The sequence below is a fragment of the Paenisporosarcina sp. genome (assembly GCF_057785155.1).
On sequence record NZ_JBYNRN010000023.1, the window covers coordinates 138,276 to 160,370 of the forward strand.

The 22,095-nt window shown below is 35.6% G+C and carries 28 protein-coding genes; 6 read left to right on the plus strand and 22 right to left on the minus strand.

Annotated elements, in window-relative coordinates:
- Positions 1–9 precede the first annotated feature (9 nt).
- Both yhbH and AC3EA5_RS09455 read right to left on the minus strand, forming a co-directional pair.
- Positions 10–1,167, minus strand: coding sequence for a sporulation protein YhbH (gene yhbH, locus AC3EA5_RS09450; protein WP_488608099.1), 1,158 nt, complete (start codon positions 1,165–1,167; stop codon positions 10–12).
- A 132-nt stretch (positions 1,168–1,299) separates the two neighbouring features.
- Complete coding sequence (locus AC3EA5_RS09455; RefSeq protein ID WP_394188881.1) at positions 1,300–3,195, minus strand: PrkA family serine protein kinase; 1,896 nt, start codon at positions 3,193–3,195, stop codon at positions 1,300–1,302.
- A 581-nt stretch (positions 3,196–3,776) separates the two neighbouring features.
- Here AC3EA5_RS09455 and AC3EA5_RS09460 point away from each other — a divergent pair.
- Together AC3EA5_RS09460 and AC3EA5_RS09465 are read left to right on the plus strand one after the other, a co-directional pair.
- Positions 3,777–4,214: an HIT family protein gene (locus AC3EA5_RS09460; protein WP_488608100.1), complete on the plus strand. Its 438-nt coding sequence runs from the start codon at positions 3,777–3,779 to the stop codon at positions 4,212–4,214.
- Positions 4,215–4,234: 20 nt separating this feature from the next.
- Positions 4,235–5,290, plus strand: coding sequence for a hypothetical protein (locus AC3EA5_RS09465; protein ID WP_488608101.1), 1,056 nt, complete (start codon positions 4,235–4,237; stop codon positions 5,288–5,290).
- 109 nt (positions 5,291–5,399) lie between these two features.
- On the opposite strand, the gene AC3EA5_RS09470 is transcribed toward AC3EA5_RS09465, so the two are convergent.
- Positions 5,400–6,350, minus strand: coding sequence for a DUF2268 domain-containing putative Zn-dependent protease (locus AC3EA5_RS09470; RefSeq protein ID WP_488608102.1), 951 nt, complete (start codon positions 6,348–6,350; stop codon positions 5,400–5,402).
- Between the two features lie 199 nt (positions 6,351–6,549).
- On the opposite strand from AC3EA5_RS09470, the gene AC3EA5_RS09475 reads away from it, so the two are divergent.
- A complete protein-coding gene (locus AC3EA5_RS09475; protein WP_488608103.1) occupies positions 6,550–7,941 on the plus strand; it encodes a bifunctional metallophosphatase/5'-nucleotidase in 1,392 nt (463 codons plus the stop codon).
- A gap of 532 nt (positions 7,942–8,473) precedes the next feature.
- Here the strand turns inward: AC3EA5_RS09475 and AC3EA5_RS09480 are convergent.
- The 14 genes from AC3EA5_RS09480 to AC3EA5_RS09545 all read right to left on the minus strand — a co-directional run bounded on the left by AC3EA5_RS09480 (position 8,474) and on the right by AC3EA5_RS09545 (position 16,403).
- On the minus strand, positions 8,474–8,629 hold the full coding sequence (locus tag AC3EA5_RS09480) for a hypothetical protein (RefSeq protein ID WP_488608104.1): 156 nt from the start codon (positions 8,627–8,629) through the stop codon (positions 8,474–8,476).
- A 146-nt stretch (positions 8,630–8,775) separates the two neighbouring features.
- Positions 8,776–9,051 (minus strand): hypothetical protein, encoded by a 276-nt coding sequence (locus AC3EA5_RS09485; protein ID WP_488608105.1) that lies wholly within the window; start codon positions 9,049–9,051, stop codon positions 8,776–8,778.
- A gap of 19 nt (positions 9,052–9,070) precedes the next feature.
- A complete protein-coding gene (locus AC3EA5_RS09490; protein ID WP_488608106.1) occupies positions 9,071–9,319 on the minus strand; it encodes a hypothetical protein in 249 nt (82 codons plus the stop codon).
- A gap of 215 nt (positions 9,320–9,534) precedes the next feature.
- A complete protein-coding gene (locus AC3EA5_RS09495; RefSeq protein WP_488608107.1) occupies positions 9,535–9,801 on the minus strand; it encodes a hypothetical protein in 267 nt (88 codons plus the stop codon).
- Positions 9,802–9,930: 129 nt separating this feature from the next.
- Complete coding sequence (locus AC3EA5_RS09500) at positions 9,931–10,209, minus strand: hypothetical protein (RefSeq protein ID WP_488608108.1); 279 nt, start codon at positions 10,207–10,209, stop codon at positions 9,931–9,933.
- Positions 10,210–10,289: 80 nt separating this feature from the next.
- Complete coding sequence (locus AC3EA5_RS09505) at positions 10,290–10,817, minus strand: hypothetical protein (RefSeq protein WP_488608109.1); 528 nt, start codon at positions 10,815–10,817, stop codon at positions 10,290–10,292.
- An 86-nt stretch (positions 10,818–10,903) separates the two neighbouring features.
- Positions 10,904–11,344, minus strand: coding sequence for a hypothetical protein (locus tag AC3EA5_RS09510; protein WP_488608110.1), 441 nt, complete (start codon positions 11,342–11,344; stop codon positions 10,904–10,906).
- A gap of 49 nt (positions 11,345–11,393) precedes the next feature.
- Positions 11,394–11,732 (minus strand): NIPSNAP family protein, encoded by a 339-nt coding sequence (locus AC3EA5_RS09515; RefSeq protein ID WP_488608111.1) that lies wholly within the window; start codon positions 11,730–11,732, stop codon positions 11,394–11,396.
- A 23-nt stretch (positions 11,733–11,755) separates the two neighbouring features.
- Positions 11,756–12,847, minus strand: coding sequence for a DUF4362 domain-containing protein (locus AC3EA5_RS09520; RefSeq protein WP_488608112.1), 1,092 nt, complete (start codon positions 12,845–12,847; stop codon positions 11,756–11,758).
- A gap of 315 nt (positions 12,848–13,162) precedes the next feature.
- Positions 13,163–13,621: a DIP1984 family protein gene (locus tag AC3EA5_RS09525; protein ID WP_488608113.1), complete on the minus strand. Its 459-nt coding sequence runs from the start codon at positions 13,619–13,621 to the stop codon at positions 13,163–13,165.
- 56 nt (positions 13,622–13,677) lie between these two features.
- The gene (locus AC3EA5_RS09530; RefSeq protein ID WP_488608114.1) at positions 13,678–14,511 is read right to left on the minus strand and encodes an alpha/beta fold hydrolase; all 834 of its coding nucleotides are present in this window, start codon (positions 14,509–14,511) and stop codon (positions 13,678–13,680) included.
- 26 nt (positions 14,512–14,537) lie between these two features.
- Positions 14,538–14,681 carry a hypothetical protein gene (locus AC3EA5_RS09535; RefSeq protein ID WP_394189135.1) on the minus strand — a complete coding sequence of 48 codons (144 nt, stop codon included), beginning with the start codon at positions 14,679–14,681 and terminating at the stop codon, positions 14,538–14,540.
- Positions 14,682–14,711: 30 nt separating this feature from the next.
- Positions 14,712–16,040 carry an amidohydrolase family protein gene (locus tag AC3EA5_RS09540; protein WP_488608115.1) on the minus strand — a complete coding sequence of 443 codons (1,329 nt, stop codon included), beginning with the start codon at positions 16,038–16,040 and terminating at the stop codon, positions 14,712–14,714.
- A gap of 12 nt (positions 16,041–16,052) precedes the next feature.
- The gene (locus tag AC3EA5_RS09545; RefSeq protein ID WP_488608116.1) at positions 16,053–16,403 is read right to left on the minus strand and encodes a hypothetical protein; all 351 of its coding nucleotides are present in this window, start codon (positions 16,401–16,403) and stop codon (positions 16,053–16,055) included.
- A 230-nt stretch (positions 16,404–16,633) separates the two neighbouring features.
- Here AC3EA5_RS09545 and AC3EA5_RS09550 point away from each other — a divergent pair, with 230 nt between their 5' ends.
- On the plus strand, positions 16,634–16,822 hold the full coding sequence (locus tag AC3EA5_RS09550) for a hypothetical protein (RefSeq protein WP_488608117.1): 189 nt from the start codon (positions 16,634–16,636) through the stop codon (positions 16,820–16,822).
- Positions 16,812–17,435: a hypothetical protein gene (locus AC3EA5_RS09555; RefSeq protein WP_488608118.1), complete on the plus strand. Its 624-nt coding sequence runs from the start codon at positions 16,812–16,814 to the stop codon at positions 17,433–17,435. Before AC3EA5_RS09550 ends, AC3EA5_RS09555 begins: the two co-directional genes overlap by 11 nt.
- Positions 17,436–17,490: 55 nt before the next feature.
- Here AC3EA5_RS09555 and AC3EA5_RS09560 read toward each other — a convergent pair whose 3' ends face one another.
- The 5 genes from AC3EA5_RS09560 to AC3EA5_RS09580 all read right to left on the minus strand — a co-directional run bounded on the left by AC3EA5_RS09560 (position 17,491) and on the right by AC3EA5_RS09580 (position 20,475).
- Positions 17,491–18,006 carry a hypothetical protein gene (locus tag AC3EA5_RS09560; RefSeq protein ID WP_488608119.1) on the minus strand — a complete coding sequence of 172 codons (516 nt, stop codon included), beginning with the start codon at positions 18,004–18,006 and terminating at the stop codon, positions 17,491–17,493.
- 26 nt (positions 18,007–18,032) lie between these two features.
- Positions 18,033–18,815, minus strand: a complete 783-nt coding sequence (locus AC3EA5_RS09565; protein ID WP_488608120.1) for a GNAT family N-acetyltransferase — start codon at positions 18,813–18,815, stop codon at positions 18,033–18,035.
- A 24-nt stretch (positions 18,816–18,839) separates the two neighbouring features.
- Positions 18,840–19,454 carry an NUDIX hydrolase gene (locus AC3EA5_RS09570; protein WP_488608121.1) on the minus strand — a complete coding sequence of 205 codons (615 nt, stop codon included), beginning with the start codon at positions 19,452–19,454 and terminating at the stop codon, positions 18,840–18,842.
- A 158-nt stretch (positions 19,455–19,612) separates the two neighbouring features.
- Positions 19,613–20,128 (minus strand): hypothetical protein, encoded by a 516-nt coding sequence (locus AC3EA5_RS09575; RefSeq protein ID WP_488608122.1) that lies wholly within the window; start codon positions 20,126–20,128, stop codon positions 19,613–19,615.
- 125 nt (positions 20,129–20,253) lie between these two features.
- Positions 20,254–20,475 (minus strand): hypothetical protein, encoded by a 222-nt coding sequence (locus AC3EA5_RS09580; protein WP_488608123.1) that lies wholly within the window; start codon positions 20,473–20,475, stop codon positions 20,254–20,256.
- Between the two features lie 119 nt (positions 20,476–20,594).
- On the opposite strand from AC3EA5_RS09580, the gene AC3EA5_RS09585 reads away from it, so the two are divergent.
- Positions 20,595–22,064 carry a protein adenylyltransferase SelO gene (locus tag AC3EA5_RS09585; RefSeq protein ID WP_488608124.1) on the plus strand — a complete coding sequence of 490 codons (1,470 nt, stop codon included), beginning with the start codon at positions 20,595–20,597 and terminating at the stop codon, positions 22,062–22,064.
- The last annotated feature ends 31 nt before the right edge of the window (positions 22,065–22,095 follow it).

The window sequence follows — 22,095 nt, forward strand, 5'->3', positions numbered from 1 at the left end:
CTTCGCGTGTTATTTTTCTCCTTTTTGAAAAAATCGTTTCATTGCGTGGTAGACATCTTGTTTTTCTCTTAATACATAATGACGAAACTTATCATTTGAAATCCCTTTATAGACTGACATTAAAGTCGAATAGCGACCATGCACATTTACTTCTCCATATCCAAACATGCTCGAAACATCCATTAATTCATTGACTAGCTTTACACATTTCTCATTGTCTCTCGTCATATTTTCCCCGTCCGAGAAGTGCACAGGGTAAATATTAAACCTAGATGGATTGTATTTTTGTTCAATGAGTTCAATTGCTTTTTCATAGGCTGAGGAACAAATGGTTCCACCGCTCTCACCTTTATTAAAAAAATCTTGCTCCGAAACCACCTTGGCTTCTGTATGATGAGCAATAAATTCAATTTCAACGGTTTCATATTTCGTACGTAAAAATTTCGTCATCCAGAAAAAGAAACTGCGGGCCATATATTTTTCAAAGACACCCATAGAAGCACTTGTATCCATCATTGCTAAAACAACCGCTTTGGAATCAGGTTTAATGACATCATTCCATGTTTTATAACGCAAATCATCATTATGAATCGGGGAAATTTCAGCTTTCCCTTTCGAAGCATTTCGTTTGATAGCAGTTAAAATCGTACGCTTTTTATCAATATTCCCCATAAGACCTTTTCTGCGAACATCATTAAATTCAATCTTTTCAATGGTATGATCGGCTGTTTCCTTTTGTTTTAAATTCGGTAATTCCAACTCTTTAAATAAAACCTCTTGAAGTTCTTCGAGCGTCACTTCAGCTTCATAATAATCTTGGCCCGGTTTGTCTCCCGCTTCCTTACCTTGACCCTGACCGTTTTTGCCATTGTTAGGATCACGTGCCAGGATATCGCCTATTTGACTATCTCCATCGCCTTGACCGACATGTTTTGACTGATCGTAATTGTATCGAATTTTGTACTCATCCAATGAACGAATCGGGATTTTAATCACATCTCGTCCATTTGACATGATAATACTTTCTTCACTAATTAAATCCGGCAAATTATTTTTAATGGCTTCTTTTACTTTGTCCATATGACGTTGCTGATCTTGGTATCCTTTTCGGTGAAGCGACCAGTTTTCCTGTGAGATGACAAAACGATTATGTTGGTTTTCGTTCATTTCCATCCACACCCATCTTTTAATAGAAGCTTTTAATTTCCTTATCATATGCACGGACAATCAAGTTATGAACATGTCAGGGCAAATAAAAAACAAGACTAATGAAAAATAATTAGTCTTGTTTCTATCATTTTATCGGTTAAGCAGACTTCCAACGTATCGCAATAATTCATTCGCAGAAATCGAATTGTACCCATGCTCATCTATTAATCGCGCTACTACTTCGTTTACTTTTTTCAGTTGTGATTCATCAGGCGTTTTCGATGATGTCGTAATTTTCACAACATCTTTTAAATCCGCAAACAGTTTCTTTTGAATCGCTTCACGCAAACGTTCATGCGAATTGTAGTCAAAGCGTGTGCCTTTTCTTGCATAAGCAGACAAACGGATTAAAATCTCTTCGCGGAATGCTTTTTTCGCATTTTCTGAAATACCAATTTGTTCTTCAATCGAGCGCATTAATTTTTCGTCTGGCTGCATTTCTTCCCCAGTAAGTGAGTCTCTCATTTTGTTTTTATTACAAAATGCTTCCACATTGTCGAGGTAGTTATCCATTAACGTAATAGCAGATTCCTCGTAAGAGTAAACAAAGGCTTTTTGTATTTCCTTCTTCGCAATTTCATCATATTCTTTTCGTGCAATCGAAATATAATTTAAATACTTTTCTCGATCTTCTTGTGAAATTGAAGCATGTTGGTCAAGTCCATCTTTTAATGAACGCAAAACGTCTAGTGCATTAATAGAAGGCACTTCTTTGCGAATAATGGCTGAAGAAATCCGGTTAATGACATAGCGCGGATCAATTCCATGCATACCTTCAGTAGGAAATTCTTTCTTCAGTTCTTCAACATCAAGTTGGTTATAGCCTTCTACGTTTTCCCCATCATACAGTCGCATTTTTTTGACGATATCAATGCCTTGTTTCTTAGGCGTTTCCAGTCTCGTTAAAATTGAAAAAATAGCCGCTGTTCTTAGAGCTTGAGGTGCAATATGAACATGCGTCATATCACTTTCCTTAATCATTTTTTCATAGATATGTTCTTCTTCGCTCACTTTCAAATTATAAGGAATAGGCATAACGATAATTCTTGAATGAAGAGCCTCATTCTTTTTATTGGAAATAAACGAATGGTATTCGGTTTCGTTCGTATGCGCAATAATTAATTCATCCGCTGAAATTAAGGCAAATCTTCCAGCTTTGAAATTACCTTCCTGTGTTAACGACAATAAAAGCCAGAGAAACTTTTCGTCTAGTTTCAACATTTCTTGAAACTCCATCATTCCTCGATTCGCTTTATTTAATTCACCATCGAACCGATAAGCACGAGGGTCAGATTCAGAACCAAATTCGGCAATCGTTGAGAAATCGATGCTTCCTGTTAAATCAGCGATGTCTTGAGATTTCGGATCAGAAGGCGTATACGTTCCGATGCCGACTCGTTTGTCTTCGGAGAAGAATATCCGCTCAACTCGCACATCTTCAATTCGTCCACCATATTCTTTTTCTAATCGCATTGCATTGAGTGGGGACAAGCTCCCTTCAATATGAATGCCATATTCCTCGAAAAAGTCTTTGCGCAGCTCGTGAGGAATTAAATGAAGAGGATCTTCATGCATGGGACAACCTTTTATGGCGTAAACCGCACCCTCATCTGTTCTTGAATACTTCTCGAAGCCTCGTTTAAGCAAGGTCACAAGAGTCGATTTACCACCACTTACAGGACCCATTAAAAGAAGAATCCGTTTGCGAACATCTAATCTTTTGGCTGCAGGATGAAAGTATTCTTCCACGAGTCGTTCAAGTGCAGTTTCGAGTCCAAATATTTCATTGCCAAAAAATTGATATCGTTTCTGGCCATCTTCTTCCGTAACTCCAGCACTCTTGATCATATTGTAAACCCGTGAGTGAGCGGTTTGAGCAACTTCAGGTCGTTCCTTCACAATGGCTAAGTAATCGGAAAATGTGCCTTCCCACTTGAGTTTATTCTCTTCTTCTCGGTAGCTTTTCACCTTATTTAAGATGTCCATACTTTTCCCTCCATTCAGGGGTTGGTTTATTTATAGTATGAGTGGAGGGTTGTGATGATGACGAAGAAATGCGAAGGGGTAGTGAAAGGTTGAGAGCTGAATTTTCATCAGCTATGGGATTTATCAATCAAACTGGGGATTTATCAATCAGAATCACTTTTTCCATGAAATGATTTCCGTTTCAGACGGACGCTTTCCGCGGGCATGGCTTCAGTCTACTCATCACTTCGTTCTTCCGGGGCCTTCAGCTCATGCTATTCCCGCAGGAAAGATTAGGACCAAAGGATTTGGTGCTAATCTTTCCGACGAAGCTAGCGAAGCGATGCAGGAGCAGATGTTTTACGCCGTCTTCCACTACAATTCAATATCAACTATGAATAGGAATAAAATAAAAAATCGAGTGAATTTGGGGAAGTTTAAAAATTCTTTTCCTAATTAGATAAAACAACTTATTGGACAACTCAATTTTTTCACAATGACAATTCCACGGTATCATCAATCACTAAAGCTAAGTTGTTTTCTAATTTCTCTATGTTAAAATAATTTTATCAGAATTTACCAATAGATAAGGTTGTGTGTTTATGGAATGTATAGGATGTAGGTTAGCGAACGAAAAAGAACCGGTTTATGTTGTGTTTGAAGATGAATATATTAGTTGTTTCTTAGATCATGAACCATTCAATGAAGGTCATGTATTAATATTGCCTAAAAGTCATATTCTCGACGCCGATGAATTGGATGAACATACAGCCGAATCAATAATGAAAGCTTCTATGTTTATTTCAAAAGCAATTAAAAAACTGTATAAGCCTGATGGAATCACGATATGTCAAAACGGTGGAATTTTTAATGAATTGACACATTATCATATGCATGTCGTACCAAGGTATAAAGATCAGTCGTTCGCCACTTTCTACATGGAAGATGAACCGATTTTAATAGAAGACCCGGCAAAATTGAAAGAAACACAAAAGAATTTAATCCAAGCTATTCGAGAAGGACTAGGTTCTAAGCTGTAAATAGTAAAGGAGCAATCATCATGACACTCAAAAACGCATTACAACATTCAAATTATATTAATTCAAAGGCAGATTACTTAGGTGAAGGTGCGTGGCATCAAGCTTGGAAGTTGACGGGCGCCCAACACGAACCACTTGTTTTACGAATTCCTAAAAAATTCGCCTACAACAAAGAGGTTCCTTACGATGAAGCCGCCTTAAAAGCAGAATATGGTGGTACTGACCTTTATTATCGCTCTGTGAATCAAGTCGAACCCTGTGCTGCCCCTGAGATGTTAGCACACTATGTATCAAAAGAGTTAACGTATACCGTGGAATCTTTTGCAGGAAATCATGTGAATCTACACAAATTGAGTAAGAGCGATGCACTCGAAATGGGTGAAGTAATTGGTCAATTATATAGGGAAGTTGAACAGGTTGATCATGGCCTCGAAGGATTAGGATATTTAACATGGAATAAAGAAAGAGGTCTACATGGTCAATTTTTGAGTGATTTCCAAGAATTCATTGAAGATGAATGTAAAGAAGTAATGGATGACTACCATGAATTGTCACTAAAGAGACCCATTTTCGACAACCCCGATTTAAGGAATGGCATAAAAAAGATATGCGAAACTCGTTTAAAAGCAATCAGTCATCCAGTATTAACGAATCAAGATGCATCTCCAGAGAATTGGTTAATCGATAAGGGGCAAATTCGACTCATTGACCCACTTCCAATCTTGTATTTTGGCGAAGTAATGGCTGGAAACTTTTTGAATTTATATGAAACGTTATTTGTGGAACTCGCACATACTGAACGCTATAAGAAGCATCGATTTAATAATTGCCAAGAAACATTGCAGAGCATTGCGGATGGTTTTGTAAAAGGTTATTGTGCACAAAATCCCGATTCAATTGTGATCCTAAGAGGAGAACAAATGCTTCAAGTATTGGATTCAGCTGTGAATCACGGTCGTATGTTGGAAGAAGGATTAAACGAAGAACAAATCATCCGTTTCGGGTCTAAAGAAGATGTAGAAGAAAGATTGTCTGTTTTTTATGATAAGTTAATTGAATTACTACAATTCACCTGAACTTTTCTAAATTCCGGGTTAAGTCAACATCATTATTGGTGGCAACAAAAAGGACTGTCAATCAATTATGATCTGACAGTCCTTAACCAAACACTATAATTTCAATCCATTATTCCGTTCCCTTAAAATTGCTCTTTGCATATATGTCTTCAGCTGGCATCTGTGTCCATTCCTCAAGCGAGACGTCGGGATTTTCCATCAAAAAACTCTCCATAATTTCATAACCAATTTTGTAGTTGGACAAGGGGAGAATCCCTTTACCTCGGTTACCAAAGAAGAAATCTGACCAAACCTCATAATCAGCTGAGTTTAAATTCTCATTGAAAATTTTCCATGACTCTTCTTTGTAGTATCCTGTTAATGGCTTGACCCACGGTACATCAATGCTTGGATACATTTTTTTCGAAAATGCTTCTGCCTTTCCCTCTAATACGACTTTTTCAATCAGTGTATCTCCTACTTCACTTTCCATAGCAACAAGATGATGATATTCATGTGCGATGGTATGTTTTATGTCTATTTCGAGAAATGAAGGATCCACCAATATGATCATTGTATATTTGTTGAATGCCTCTCCAGTTACATAATTCACCTTTTTTAGCGAAGATTTATATTGAGGAGTTGATGGTAAAACATAAATGAACTTATCTTCTCCAGGAAGCAAATCCGATGATTCTTTAAGAGCTTCAATTACCAATTCGTTTATTAATGTTTTCTTTTCAGTTAAATTCCCCATTAATTCTTCCATAGCCTCCACATCTTTAGGAGGTGTTAACATCCAATGTTTTAAACGTGGGATTCCCATATCGGAACTAACTGGTTTTACAATTGCTTCTTCATACAGTTCATCTATATTATCAGGTTGTTTTTTTGCACTTTCCAAAAATCCTTCGAATTCGTCATAATAGGTATAGATTTTAAATTCTTGTTCGTTATGTTTAAATACGATCGGATTTTCGTCCATATCAGGTGTGGGACTCTCTACTTTTTCTGTCTCACTACAACTAATAAGTAAAAATGATAAGCTAATTGATAACGCAAAAGAACTAATTTTCTTCAACCACTTTCCCTCCTACTCTTCTGGTATTTGCTGAATTTCATTGTTAACTAAGTCACGATAAATAATTGGTTTTAAAGGTAAATTATACTAATTACTACGAAAATAAATGCAATAGGTTTCAATAAACTTACATGGAAACATACATTATTATCAATGCTATAATTACATAAAAATGGGTTTTATTTAATGGAGGCCGAAAATGAAGGAAACACTTACGATTTTACATACGAATGATTTGCATGGTTATTATGATTTAGCACTTAGACAAGCGGCGTTAATTAAAAAGAGGAAGCAAGAATTATTGGACCAAGGAGAAAATGTGATTGTTTTAGATGGCGGTGATCATATGGATTTGAGCATGAATGAATGCTTAGCTACTTCTGGAGCTATCCATCTTGAAATGCTTGCTGCCACTGGTTATGATGCGATGACAGTTGGAAATAATGAACTGTTGCGTTTACCTATGGAAAGAATTCGAGAACTCAGTCAACAATCCAAAGTACCTTGGCTTTTACTTAATATAGAAGAAGCGGATGGCTCACAAATTGGTGGTATTAAAGAGACTTTGTTACTTGAGGTTGGAGAGCATTTAAAGATCGGACTTTTTGGAGCTACTGATCAATTTGAAGATACCTATGAAAAGAAGCACGGCTTGCGCAATAAAAATACGGTTAAAGAAATCGAGCTTGCAGTTGAGAAGTTAAGAAATGACGGAGCTAACCTCATTATTTTCCTATCACATATGGGTTATCACACAGATTTAGGGCTTACCAAGGAATTATCCGGGCTAGTTGATGTCATTGTTGGTGCACATAGTCATACCATATTGAACCAGCCAGAATTTGTTTCTGATATCGTCGTCGTACAAGCAGGTTCTTTTGGAAAGTATTTAGGTGAACTAAAAGTTACTGTGGATACGGATCAAAAGAAAGTAGTTGATCATACAGGTCATTTAACCGAGATATCAATGGATGATGTTAGTGATCCGGAATTAAGTGAGATTGTAGATAGAGCTCGAGTAGTAACGGATAAATTTTTATCTGAAATTATCTACAGCTCTGATGAGGATATTAGTCACGAAGAATTAGTAAAGTTAATGGCTCATAGCGTCAAAGACTTTTGGCAGTCTGACATTGGAATTATGTATGGCGGGGCTGCTTCTAGCGGAGTAACCGGTGGGGATATCACAAAAGGTGATATAGTTAATGCATGTAAGAGTATGCAATCCTCAGCGTTAATCGAGTTAACCGGCGAACAAATAGCTGGTCTCCTAAATGAAACTCTAAATGAAGAAATCACAAATAGAAAAGTGTATGGGAACGGTTTCCGCCCTCAAGGTGGGAGCATTGGAAAACTCCAATTTGCTGGTGTGATTTGGACCCAAGTCGATAACAATATTTCGGACATTCAAATTAACGGGGAACCTATTGATTTTAGTAAGACCTATACAGTTGGAACTGGCATGCCTCTTGTATATGAAGATGTAAGCGGATATCCAAGTGTTAAAGGAAATAAACTAATTGACTACTCCAAAGTGTTAATGGTTAAAGATATTTTTATTGACTACTTAAGGGAATGCCAGAGTGAATAGAAAAAAACGTTTAATTATCTGTTACAAAAACTAAATTCAACATACAAATAGAGCTCAATTCGTAAATGAATTGAGCTCTTTAGAAATACATAAGTATCAAGAATAGTTTAATAACTAGAAATAAAATATTAATTTGACCCTAAATGTACCTATCGAACGCAAAAAAACAGCCAAAAATCTATGTTTTTGTATGATGTATTATTCAACTAAAAGCGAACCTTTAGTTGAAAAGCTAATTCATATTTACTTTTTTCTTCTTTAAAATAAATAGTTCTCTAATAAAAGCACCTATTGCTGAAGATAGAAAAATTATAGTTATTAAGTTTATAACTCTCACAAATGTATGTGGCGTGTAAATAACTTGAACGCTTTGAATAATAACAAATAAGCTAAAAATAATAGAAGTCATTATTATGTATGCAGGCGTTGCTTCTCTTTGTTTATTCATTATAATCACTTCATCTTTCGCTTGAAATTCTAACTTTTCCGTTTTCGAGCTATAGCACCAAGTTAGTTTAATAAGAGTTGTCTTTTAATTTTTAAATCCACCTACAAAAAAAGAAACAAGTGCGACTATTACACCTAAAAATGAAAAACCAAGACCTAATGTCGTTCCTGTACCACTTGATGTTAAAATAAGTGCTATACCAAAAATCGATAATGATATTCCTAAAAGTGATAAACGCATAATTAATACCCCCAATTTTACTACTATATATAAAACTCAACTGCTGCGTTAGCCATCCATGTAGCGCAAAACCAACGCTACACCACAGAGAATGAAAATGAGTTGAGAACAGAATTGAATTTTCATGAGGTTGAAGCAAAATTTTCTTAACTATGGTTTTCAAAAGTTTTTAAATATTCGATACATAAAATAACTAGACCCAAAAGTGTAAAAACCACTCCTACTCCGAATGGAAATCCTAAGAATAATGACTCTACAACTTCATCTTCATATTGTCTCTCCCCAAAGATTGCATACCATAATTTTGACTTACCAGACCATACGGTAATATGCGTTGCAAATATAGTTCCAGATAAAATAATTGTTAATGTGGTTAATAATCCTCCTAACATTATAAAGCCACCAATTATGGCTCTTTTCATTTATTTCCACTCCCTATTTTTAAAATTTCTTCTTCAACCCTTCTGATTCCATCTGTTTTTGTTTTATATCTCTTTCACGTTTATATTCTTCAACTGCCATTTGACCTTTATCTCTTTTATCCTTTTTAACTACTATTTTATGTATTTCAAAAATCATTATAAACATATGAATAAAAAACCCTACAACTAGCCCTACTAAAGGTGCAAAAGCACCTACTACGAAGATGGCTATTACTGTAGGCAACAAGTATCCAATTAACACCACCATATTCAACTCCAATTATTGTTTAAGGCTTATTTTTCAGATAGGTATTCATTAGCTATTATTTTCAAGTTACTCATTGGTTTTTGCTTCAATAACAAAACTTGTATATAGTTCTTTACAAATGAAAACATCAATTTTCCACAGTCAAGTTTTCTCAAGAACAAATTTTGCTCCACTTTGATAAATAAATTTTGGCAATCGTTCCACTATAATCACTTCTATTCATTAATACTAAGTATCTTATAAAAAGTGAAAATGATTGTCCCAAGACCAATCCCAAAAAGGATACTTCCTGCAGCCAAGAAATTATTTGTATAGCCTTCAAGTATAATTAGGTATGTTGAAGTGTCTGCCACTTCTTGCTCGATTAGCCAATTCGAACCTCGTGATATTCCCAAATTAACACTGAAAAATAGCAATGCGAAACCAATTACAGTCAATAAAAAACCTAGTGCTACTAAACCTTTTAATTTGTCTTTTGTCATTTGACTACTCCGATCCCTTGTTCATTAATATAAAACTTCAGTTGAATAAGAAAAATACAGAATTAACCCTTTAATAATTCTTGAATTAAGGAATTCAAGAAATGAAATGCTCTTACATAATTCAATTTTTTAATTACCGATTGGGGATGCTTGCTTTTCCCATTCAGTTGGCCCTTCACCAGTTTCAATAAACTTTCTCCAATATTCTCCACTTTGTTTATCGAAAATGATAATATTGCTATCATTTGGTGAAATCATTTCATATCTATTTTGCTCTACATCCGTGTTATTTGAATTTGATGAAGAGTCTTTTATTGCGCTTGAGATTTGAGAGGCAGAAAAAAGGATGGCAATACTCAAAATTATTATTGCACCAGTTAGTGATAATCTCATTGTTTTTTCATTCAAAGTATAACCTCCGATAGTAATTACCCAAATTTTAGGGTTAATCAATTTTTTACTTGGCTTATTAATAATTTCTTCTAGGGTTATTCTGGAAGAGTTGAATAAATTAATTCTCCCGATTTAGAAAATGCTTTGATATTTGCAGGAAACACTTCCTTAGCTTTTATCTTTTTAAAGAAAAATCGATTTCCATTTGAAGTGATAAGAGGAACAACTTCAGCGGGTTTTTCATTAGTTTCTACTGTGATTTTTTGAATTTCTGGATTCACTAATTGTCCAAAATAATACACTATTTTATTTTCTTCTCTTTCCGCTATACTCCAGGTGATTTCGTCATTTTTTTCTGGAGGATAATATGTTGAAGCTAACGAACTTTCTTCGCCAACATCATCTCGAATTTGCCATAATCCAAACCAATTATGCTTTAATTCTCCAATCATTACAGAATGTTGGTTTCTAAGAATGGTTACCCATTTCCCATCAATTTTTCGTACGAAATAAACTTCTTCAGTTCCTGGTGACCATTTCTTTGTAATTTCAAAGACGTCATTTATTGTTGGTTGTTGTTTGTGATTGTAAATAATGATAGAAATAAAAAATAACGAAATCACTAGTGTACCAATTCCTATTTTTCTAATATCTACTACCCCCTTAAAGTAATTCTTTATAAACCTATTCATTAGCTATTAATTTCAAGTCACTCATTGGTTTTTGCTTCAATAACAAAACTCGTATATTGTTCGTTATCAACTAAAACATCAATTTTCCACAGACCTGTCTTCTCAAGAACAAATTTTGCTCCACTTTGATTGTTCTCAATACTATCTTCATAAAGTTCGATGGTCTTTTCAGAATCTTTATGAGTTGCCAACATTTTATACGTTTTACCATTGAAATCCTTGGTGCTATCTAAGAAATAAAGGTGATATAGTCTACCTTGGCCAACTACTGGAAATTCAGGTTCAACGACCTCACCATTTACTTTCCTAATACCAAACTTTCCTTTAGTTCCATGTAAGTCCATATCATCTGAAATAAATGCAGGTGTCGGCTTCCAATCAATTGTATTATCCTCACTACACCCTACTAAAAGTAAACTTGATAAAAATAGAACACAAATAACTATATTAAATCTCACAGGAATCACTCACCCTCCCATTACTAATCCACAAATAACTAATCACTAATTACAATAATGTCGATTCCAGTCTCTCATTCTTCACTTCGAGTATATAATTCTTATAAACATTTTCTCTTCCGCCAAGGGAATCATACCAATCTTGAATTCGCTGCACATGGGATGTATCTGCTTTAATAGTAGTCTCGATTTCTACATACTGCTCGTAGCTATCATATTCCCAAATAGCAAATACGCAGGTCGTTTCTTCATCATTTTGGAGCATCCATCTCCCCACTAACTTTGCTCCTCGTTTCAATTGATTTGGGAGATTTGTTTCATTGAAATGTTTATTGAAAACTTCTACAAAATCACTTTTTACAATATAAGATTTTCTTCGATAGAACATGATATCTCCACCTTAAAATTGAGTTAATCTATTTTCTTAATTTCGTTCACAACCGCTTTCCCTGGTTTAGAACCAACGATATCCCCTTGAATCGTTGCGTGGACTTTATCACCAATTTTGAATTCATCAGTATTAACTCCTTCTAAATTAGCGAAATCAAAAATCCATGTATCCAGATCATTTTGAGGTAATTCCACTTTAAGCCATTCAAATTCAAGCATATTTACATCTTCCACGATGAGCAGCATATTATCTTTAATTTCGAGCACGTAGCCTTGAACCTCAACATCTGGCATTTCACTTTGTTCTATTTCGGATTGTTCAATGACGTACTCTGCAATTTCCGTCAATTTCAGTCCATCATAACTTTGATCGCACGAAGTCCATTGGAATTCACGTTGGCCACCGTTTATATGCACATTTAGTTGATAGTTCATTGCATCTTCATCATCACATTTAGCTTGCAAGTCTTTTTCACCTAAATAATTCATGAGCACCAATTTCTTATAAACTTCTTGCATAACACTTTCAGGTAACTCAAAATCGTTCTTACTTTGAGTTTCTTGAGTATTGATAACTTTTTTCATAGTATTACTTACCGTATTTATTTCGTTCTCAAGCTCAACACCATACTTCAGTTCAATTTCAAATAAATCCTGCTGATTCATGTCATAGTCTATTTGTAAAACACTATCCATCCCATAAGTCAGCCCCTCACAGTCGGTTACAATATACGAGATATTCGTTGGGTTTGACTCCACCAACATATTGCCGCAGGTATTTGAAGTGACTTGACCACTTCCAAATGTATCCCTTGTCGTATCGTGTTCCACTTCAATCGTATCCCCGTTATAGCTTAAATCCGTAACCATTGGATCTCCTTCAATCGTGTAGTGGACAATTCGTAAGTCAGCAGCTATCTTTTTTTGAGTATTTTCATAAAAGACCTGCATTTTTTCTACACCTTCAACTCCACCGTGAGTGTTAACTACATCAACGTCACTTACACCCTTCACTGACGGTTTCACTCTCTCTTGCATCCCACCTGAACCGTTAGAAGTATTACAAGCTACAAGAAGCGAGGCTAGTACGAAAAGATATATGATGTACTTCATTTTCATCATTCATTTCTCACGCCCATCTTAATAGAATTTTTCACTATTTTTATTCATAACAGCTTTGTTTAATCAAAAAAAGAGCCACCGTAGCAGCTCCTTTTTGACATTGCATCCCCTAATCCACCCTCACAAAATGAAAATCAGTACGCGGTAGTAAACTGTATAAGTAACTTGTAAAACTGTGACTGTCATGGGTTTAACTTGTAAGAGGATTTGAACCTCAAGGTTACCCCTGAACCTTTGCCATTGAGTTCCAACTTGTCCAGTTGGCGGATTATACTCGCCTTTTCATTTTGCTACCAACTTGCTCAATTAATCGACTAAATCTGTTAACCAATTCAGTTCTTGAATTCGAGTATCAATCAAACGGAATTTGAGAGATAACTCGTCTACATGCTTTTGTGTGTCTTTTACATTGATTGACGTGACGAATTTGATTTCTGTCTTTGAATATCTATCATGCCGCACGGATGCGCGGTCCAGTAATTCGCTATATATTTTTCTTTCTTGGCCAATTAGGTCACGTTCGACTAAAGCATCTCCAAGTGATCGTTGTTCATCAAATGGTGTTAATAAGTTTGTACGATTTACTCTTTGAATGAGTTGTTTTAGCTGTTTAAGTAAATGCTTTAATTCTTTTTCTAAGTCTTTCGGATCCTCGCTTGGCGATTCTCCTTCTTGGAATTTAGAATTTAAAAGCAACCGATGCTTGACCTGTTCTAATCTCTTTTGAGAATCGGTTCTTAATATTAATGCTTCAGCTAGTTTCATTAAAATTCCCCCGTTCTAATCTACTAATTAATTTCTCTAATAAATCATAAATATGCTTAAACAGTTAATCTCACAAACTCTTGGAATTTTTCTTCCTCTTCCGAAAAAGGGTTGTGGTTACTTTCTTCAAACGTGATAAATGTTGAGTTGGGTAATAGATTGGCAATTTCAACACCGAATCTATATGGACATTGTGCATCATGCTTACCAGCGTATATATAGCTTGGTAATTTCACATCTTCTAAATCATTTCGGAGATCATAGGTCTTACATTCAATCTTTCTAAAGTAATCTAAACGAGCGCCAACTGTCTTTCCACTGTTTGGTTTTGTTAAAGCTTCTTTCAATTTATCTTCTGAGAAATAGGACATCAAAGCCCACTCATATCCAAGTTTCTGACGTTCTTCAACTTGAGTTGAAGATTCATTTAGTTTGTCCATAATATCGATTATTCGATTAAAGTTCTTGTTTTCTGAACAATAAATACTGTTAGGATCCAATCCGTATTCTATACTCGCTGCAGCTCCACCAGCAATAATTTTAGTAAGAGAAGATGGTGCGACTATGGCATATTTTAACGCAAGCATTCCACCGGTTGAATGTCCTCCAAACCCCCACTTTTCCAATCCCAACGCTACCCTAATTGCCTCTAAATCTAATACGGTTTCATTCATGCTATATTGACCTTCATGATCAGCATTCACTGAATTCCCACAACCTCGAAGGTTGATTAAATACACTCGATAGTGGGATGTAAATGGATTGGCAAACAAATTCCCTTTTTCATTAAAAGCGCAGTATAAATGAGTAACAGCCAGCGGTTCACCTTGACCCGCTTCAAACAATTCAAATGCTCCTCGTGTTGTATCAATAAATCGTTGAACCCACATGTTTTCCCCCCTTTACAAAAACAGTTCTATAAAAGAACCGTGATAATCATGGAACTAAAAATCGAGACAGCTATAACGCCTAACCAATCAGTAACTTTAGTCGTTTTAAATATGATGTTCATAAATGCACCGATAAGTAAGGTTACAATCAAAGTGAAGATAAATGTCATGATCAAAACCACCTATATTATTGTTTAATCTCAAAGTTTTCCTACAAATAAACCGTCTTGAAATTCTTGAATAAACTTATTCATTATAATTTCTACTTCATCATCGGAAGGAACGGATGCTAATATCTCTTTTTGCTCGTATACTTTCCCGCCTTTAATAACCTGGTGAATGGACAAGGTATGTTCAATATTTTCTAAAGGATTTTTATTTAACACTAATAAGTCTGCAATGAAATCCGAACTGATTTCTCCGAGATTATCTATTTCTAGAGCTAAAGCAGCATGCCTTGTTGCACTTTGCAATGCTTCCAATTCACTTAAACCCGACTCTACTAATAGTTGTAATTCTCGGTGAAGAGCAAGCCCAGGATATGTCCAAACACCTGCTGGCGTATCGGTCCCCGCAACAATCATTCCTCCTAAATCGTGATAAAGCTTTACGATTTGTTTAATAATATGTATGGGCTTTCCCTGTTTATGTAATGCTTCTTTTAACGATTCTAAATACGTCCATTGTCTAACTAGATTTTGAGGATTCGAGAGACTCGCTGGAAATTCAGCTGTTGGCTTCCATACATCTGGCATACGATATAACTGATCGTAAAGCGTTAATGTCGGACATATGATAACACTATGATTGATTAATTCCTGACAAATCGGTTCTAATTCTTGACGATAATCTTTTTTCCAGTCAATCTCATTCCAAATTGTATCTTCTGCCTTCATAGACCACTTTGGAAATAATAATTGAAGAATACCCGATGCATGTTCATTCCATTTAATACCCATTTTTGCCGCATCGATTGCAGTCACGTCAGTTGAGTAAATTAGATCACAACTAACATCTAATTGATGTTTCTTCGCTTCTTCGACAACTGTTTTCATATTTTCTTCTGATAACCAGCCATATACTTTAATTAAATCAGCACCAGCTTCAACTTGTCGCTTCACTTCATTCCTTGCTTCTTCATTATTAGAAACATTGAGGTTCCAAGGACTCGTTTCTCCCCATAATCCAGGGGGACCGTCGATTAAACGATCCGCTGAAATAACTCGAGGAGTTGTCGAATCATTAGTGGCTTTTCTCAATGATTCTAATTCGTTAACATTTCCTCCTGTATTTCGAACAGTCGTCACTCCTGCAGCTGTAAATAATGGAGCGAACTTGTGTTTAATATGAACATGCATATCTATTAAACCTGGAATAATATACTTTCCTGTTACATCTATTACTTCAACCGGAATTTCATTGTGTATTTCTTCGATAGAAATAATATTACCCTCATCGATCATGATATTTGTTTTATGAAATTCACCACTTCCTATATCTAAAACAAGACCGTTTTTCAACAAATACATGGGATTCTCCTTTTAAAGATTATTATTTTTCAACGACTTTTCTCTTAAAAACTTTTCTAAAACCAAAGTGAGCAAATAGACAATTAAAAGTACAATCGAAATTATAGTTGATGAATTATATGTAGATTCAAACAACTCATGGGACCAGCGATCTTCACCTATTATCATGTAAGATAATTGATTGGAAATGCTTATTCCGTCATTCGCTTCAGGAATCAAACTTTGTGTATAGTTCTGTGCTAGAGCTACATTAGCAATTATGGAGAATAATAGTAAAATTAATATTGATGATGAAAATTTAATCGTTTTATTAATAGCTAAAATCAAAACTATAAACACGCATAAGAATATGAAAAAATCCATCACACACACTCCAATTTTAATCGTTTATGATGAAAACCTTTCGGTGTAACCTCATCATCACATACCTTTCTCCAAAGACTTCCAAAAATCCTGCAACTTGTTAAAAATTAGCATTTATTCTTTTATTATTAAATTTCTTGGTATTCCCTAATAACTCTTTAAAAATTTCATTTGGTTGATATTGGAATTGACGTATTTGTAAGTTATGATGAATAAAAAGGAGGGGAAATATGTCAACTTTATTAGGATGGTCACCGGTAATCTTAATGGTGATTTTGGGACTGATCATTTTCTTTATCTACCGTTTAATAACTAAAAATCGTCAAACTACAATACCGAATAGCAATCTTGAGAGTAGGGTTGCGAGATTAGAAGAAGCGAATCGCTTACTAAAAGAGGAAGCGATTCGTGAGAGGTAGTCGAGGATATCATTTAAAGATGTTATTTTTTGTTGTACTTCTCCTTTCCTTCATTTCTGCTTGTGATGGCGAAAATTCATCTGGTGATGCCTTTATTAAGGATGTAAAGCTGAGTGAATATGAACAAAAACTGCTTAGTCTTTCGAACAAGGATTTTCAAATCTTTGATATTGAATTGAAGGATGATTCAATCAGAAAAGTAATTGTGACGATCGATTATTATGAGAACGGCAAGTTCATCAGTCAAATAAGTCAATTAACTCACTTAATTTCAAAAGAGCAACAGCAAGATCATTTGAGAGCTATGATTTTAAGACAAACAGCTAATAATAGTGAGGAAATGTGGTTCACTAATCTAACCGTTGACAGTTCCTCTGAATTGTCTACTAGTTCTTTTCAGAATATCGAACATATTGTTGAAGGTGAATATGGCTCGAGTCAAAGTAATGTTAGAACTGGTCCGATAAAAATGGGAGAGAAAAAAATCATTTCCACACTTTTATATTCAAATGATGATGAGTTTGCATATGTCCGTGAAATTGAAACTGAAGAAGATTTCATGAAGATACCAAATAATGATTTAGTTTATCTTTTTTCGATTGAATTACAATGACAAGGACATTCTGTCTTATACAAAAAAGAGCAATGACTAAGTCATCGCTCTTTTTTTATATTTCATTTAACACTTCTAGTGATTCTAATACATGTTCTAGAAATTCTTCAATCTCATCCATGTGCTCTTCATTTATTAGGTGATTAAATGAAACTTCGATTGTATCTAAGTAGCTAGAAGTGTCTTGTTCATACATGAAGCTTAATGTTTGGGTTAGTTTTTGGTCAGCTTCCCAAATTTCTTTTAAAGCTTGGTCAATTTCCTTACACTGCTTCGTCACATTGTGAACACGCTTATAAAAGCGCAATAACAAAGAACAACCTGGATTTTTTCCTGGTAGTTCCATGATCTCAGCTGCGGTATTTTCTAATGAAGCTTCTAATACAATTTCCGCAGTGACGTCAGGCAAATCGACGAGAGTAAATTCAATGGTGAATTCCCTGCCCATTACCGCAAAATCCATTCGATCGATTCGGTTTGTAATGGTGATTTCATTTTCCAAATTATCGAGATCGTACACTTGGTTTTCAAAAGCTACTTTTAAATTGTCAAAGATGGTTGGATCATACATACCGATTCCTCCAAATGATAGTCACTTTATCCTCGAATTTCTACTATACTTTTGCCACCTAAAAATGCGTGTCCCGTAATTAGTTTTTCTACTGTATGAAATCCGTACTTCAAATAGACTTTTTCGATTTCCTCATTAATCGGGAAGACCCAAAGATTTTCTAAATCCTTTTTTGCCGCTTCCTTTTGTATATAATGAATCAAGTCGCCAATTAAGCCTCTTCCTCTATACGCTTCTAAAGTAGCTACACTTTCCAATCGCGCTTGGTCTCCACTAATAAATAGACAAGCAGTTGCACACGCTACCCCGTCATATCGAAGCAAATAGTGAATGAAGTTGGGATGACTAAATTCTTCTTCAAATGCTTTCTCCCTTACATCTTTTCCACCAAACTCTTTGATGCTGCATTCAATATCTAGTGCTTCAGAATAATTATTTTCATTCACTACTTCAAACAAGACATTTTCATTCAGTTTTTTATTCAAGATTTTATTGTCCCAAAGTTGAACTGGCGTCGTTAATTCTTCATAGCCGAAGTGATTATCTTTTAATGTAGAGATAAGATCTCCAATCGCTTCTAAATTGTACAAATAAAATCTTGGAATGATATTTTTAGACTGATAAAACGCTATTACTTCCTCCATCACCTCTTGCGGATTTTCACAAGGTTCATTGATATGTGCATGGTTGGCATCGTAATAGGAAGGCTGATTTTCATTTAAAAACAATGAACCCCATTTCGTATCTGTCCGCGCTGAAAATGTTTCTAAATAAGCAAAATCTAATTGAAAGATATGTTCAATGCGCATTAGAGAACTCCTCTGTTGTATCGTCTATTTAATCGTATCGATGAAATGCTTTAGTATTCGTGCGGTTAAGCCCCAAACCGTGTACTGCTCATAGTCATAAAACCATTCCTCAATAACTCGCGATCTCCATTGATATTGATCGCCGTTCGCAATTTTTTCATAAGGAAAATCAGTTAGTGGCATAGGCTGAACAGGCACCTTATGTAAATAAGGCTCATAATTTAACAGCCAATTAACTGGAATTGTAAAGATTTCTTCGACTTCATCTTTATTAAGAGAATGCGTTAAATGGTTATCGATTGTCGCAACAAATGGATAGACAACAAAGGATGAAGTTGGAATAAAAGCACTCATCTGACCGATGACGGTTATTTCACTTGGATCGATTCCTAACTCCTCATGAGTTTCTCGAATGGCTGCGTCAATTGGTGATGCATCGGTTGGATCAATTCGACCTCCTGGAAAACTAATATCGCCAGGTTGATGTCTCATCGTGAGTGAACGAACTTCAAAAAGGACATGCCATTCTTCGTTTACTTTTACTAATGGAATAAGCACGGCTGAACGCATCGCCGTGTCTTCACCTATAAAAAGAGGCTGATTTTGAATTAACTCATTCTTAATCCGATCTAAGAACATAAAATCTCCCCCATCGCAAAGTTTCATATAATCCCATGTTATCAGATTTCATAAATGTCGTTGTTTTTTTCGTTCATTGAATACGCCAATAAAAAGAAAATAACGCCCGAAATTTTGGGCGTTACTGATATGTATAGTCTATGATTTCAAATACTTCTTTATGATGAAGGACCCAAAATCTCCACTATTCGATCCGCTCGAACACGATTTTGACAAAGCTTAAAGAGTTGATTTACAAAAGGTTCAACTTCTAAAACAGATGTTGGAAGTGGAATGTTCATGGTTGTTGACCCATGCGTTTGCTTAAAATACGATTTCCGAACGTCATTTTTCCCATCTCGTTTTAACGGATTGTATTTCCAAGAAAGAAGTGTTTCGCCGTCTTCTTCAATGACTTTGTTGAGTTCGGCTAGAGTCGTTGATTTATTGTACGCATAAATTACTAAGTAATAGTTATCATTTCGGTGCCAATCAATGAATAAGAAATAATAACGATCATGACCTAGTTTGTTGACATCAAATGCGGCTACGACAGGTTTTTTATTAGCCCATTGATGAAAATGAATGAGCGTATCGTTTGTTGTGTCTAATTTATTGAGTTCATAAGTTGAAGAACCGTATACATTCCAGCGGTCAAAATAATCGCTTAAGACTATAGCTTGCTGTTTCTCCATTTTTCCAATCCTCCAAAATTTCGCAAACGCTATGTATGTATATCCTCTGCAAGATGCTAAACAAGTGAAGAGGCTAACTTCTTGTCTGAAGGGTATACTATAGATAGGTAGAAGTCACTGAATTTTTATTTAGACAAAAATAAAATTATTAAAATAATTGATAAAAATATCATGCCAAAAAGAGACAACAATTTGGTATTACGAATAGCACTATCAGTTATTTGAGGCTCATCTTGGTACATCCAACGCTTGCCCCATAACATTGCTTCTTTTGGATTTACATACTGCCAAATCAATACTGCATATAAAGGAATACAAATGATTAACCAGAAAATCACATTCACCACGATGATACACCTCTCTTTTCTAATAAATTATATACGACTAAAAGTCATGAAGAGTTTCAAAGTTATCCATATAGAAAAATGTTGAGTTATATAAGACAAAAAAACGAGGATGAAATTTAATGACACAACAAACGAACGAAACAGGATGGAATTTAGATAATAGTTATGCACACCTGCCACAGTCATTTTTCTCAAACATTACGCCAAATGTGGTGCGTTTACCAAAGTTAATCTTTCTGAATGAACCCTTAGCAAAGTCGTTAGGATTTAATATAAAGGCGTTGCAAAGTGAGGAAAGTGTCCAAGTCCTTGCAGGAAACGAGGTTCCTAAGGGCTCTTTGCCAATAGCTCAAGCTTATGCTGGGCATCAATTTGGACATTTTAATATGTTAGGAGATGGCCGTGCTTTATTGATTGGCGAACAAATGACACCAACAGGTGAACGATTCGATCTTCAACTTAAAGGCTCTGGACCAACTCCATATTCCCGTCGTGGGGATGGTCGCGCGGCTCTTGGACCAATGTTACGCGAGTACATTATTAGCGAAGCGATGCATGCTTTGGGAATCCCTACTACTCGTAGTTTAGCAGTTGTAGAAACGGGCGAACCCGTCCTTCGTGAAACCGAATTGCCTGGTGCCGTTATGACACGTGTAGCTGCAAGTCATTTACGCGTTGGAACTTTTCAGTATGCGGCAAATTGGACAAACATCGATGAATTAAAGGAACTAGCGGACTATGCGATTGAACGACATTATCCAGAGATGGAAGACGGAGAAAATCGCTATTTTTCATTCCTTCAAGAAGTGATTAAACGCCAAGTTGCTCTCATTGCAAAATGGCAATTAGTAGGCTTTATTCATGGTGTCATGAACACAGATAATATGACAATTAGTGGAGAAACAATCGATTATGGACCATGTGCATTTTTGGATTCGTATGATCCAGCAACCGTCTTCAGTTCGATTGATCAGCAAGGCCGCTATGCGTATGGCAATCAACCTTATATGGCTGGTTGGAACCTCGCGCGATTTGCTGAATCCTTATTGCCTTTATTGCATGAAGAACAAGAAAAAGCGATTGAATTAGCGCATGAAGCCATTGGAGAATTCAACAACTTGTATCATGTGCATTGGTTTGCTGGGATGCGTGCCAAGCTTGGACTCTTCAATGAAGAAAAGCAAGATGAAGAGCTAATTGAAAATCTTCTAAATTTGATGCAAAAGCATAAAGCAGATTATACGAACACCTTCCGTGCGCTGACTTTGAATCAATTAGAGGATGCAGAATTGTTTAGTAGTAATGAATTTATTCAGTGGCATGAATTATGGCAAGAAAGGCGTACTAGACAAGATGAATCCAAAGCAGACTCACAGCAATTGATGCAGAACAGTAACCCTGCGATTATTCCTCGAAATCATCGAGTAGAGGAAGCAATCGAAGCTGCGGTGGAAAATGGGGACTACAGTGTTATGGAGAACCTACTTAAAGTCCTTTCCAATCCATATGCGCATTCCCAGGAACAAACAGATTTCAACACTGTACCTACTCAGTCGAACCTACCTTACCGAACGTATTGTGGCACATGATTGAATGAATAAAATAGAAACGCCTGTCATC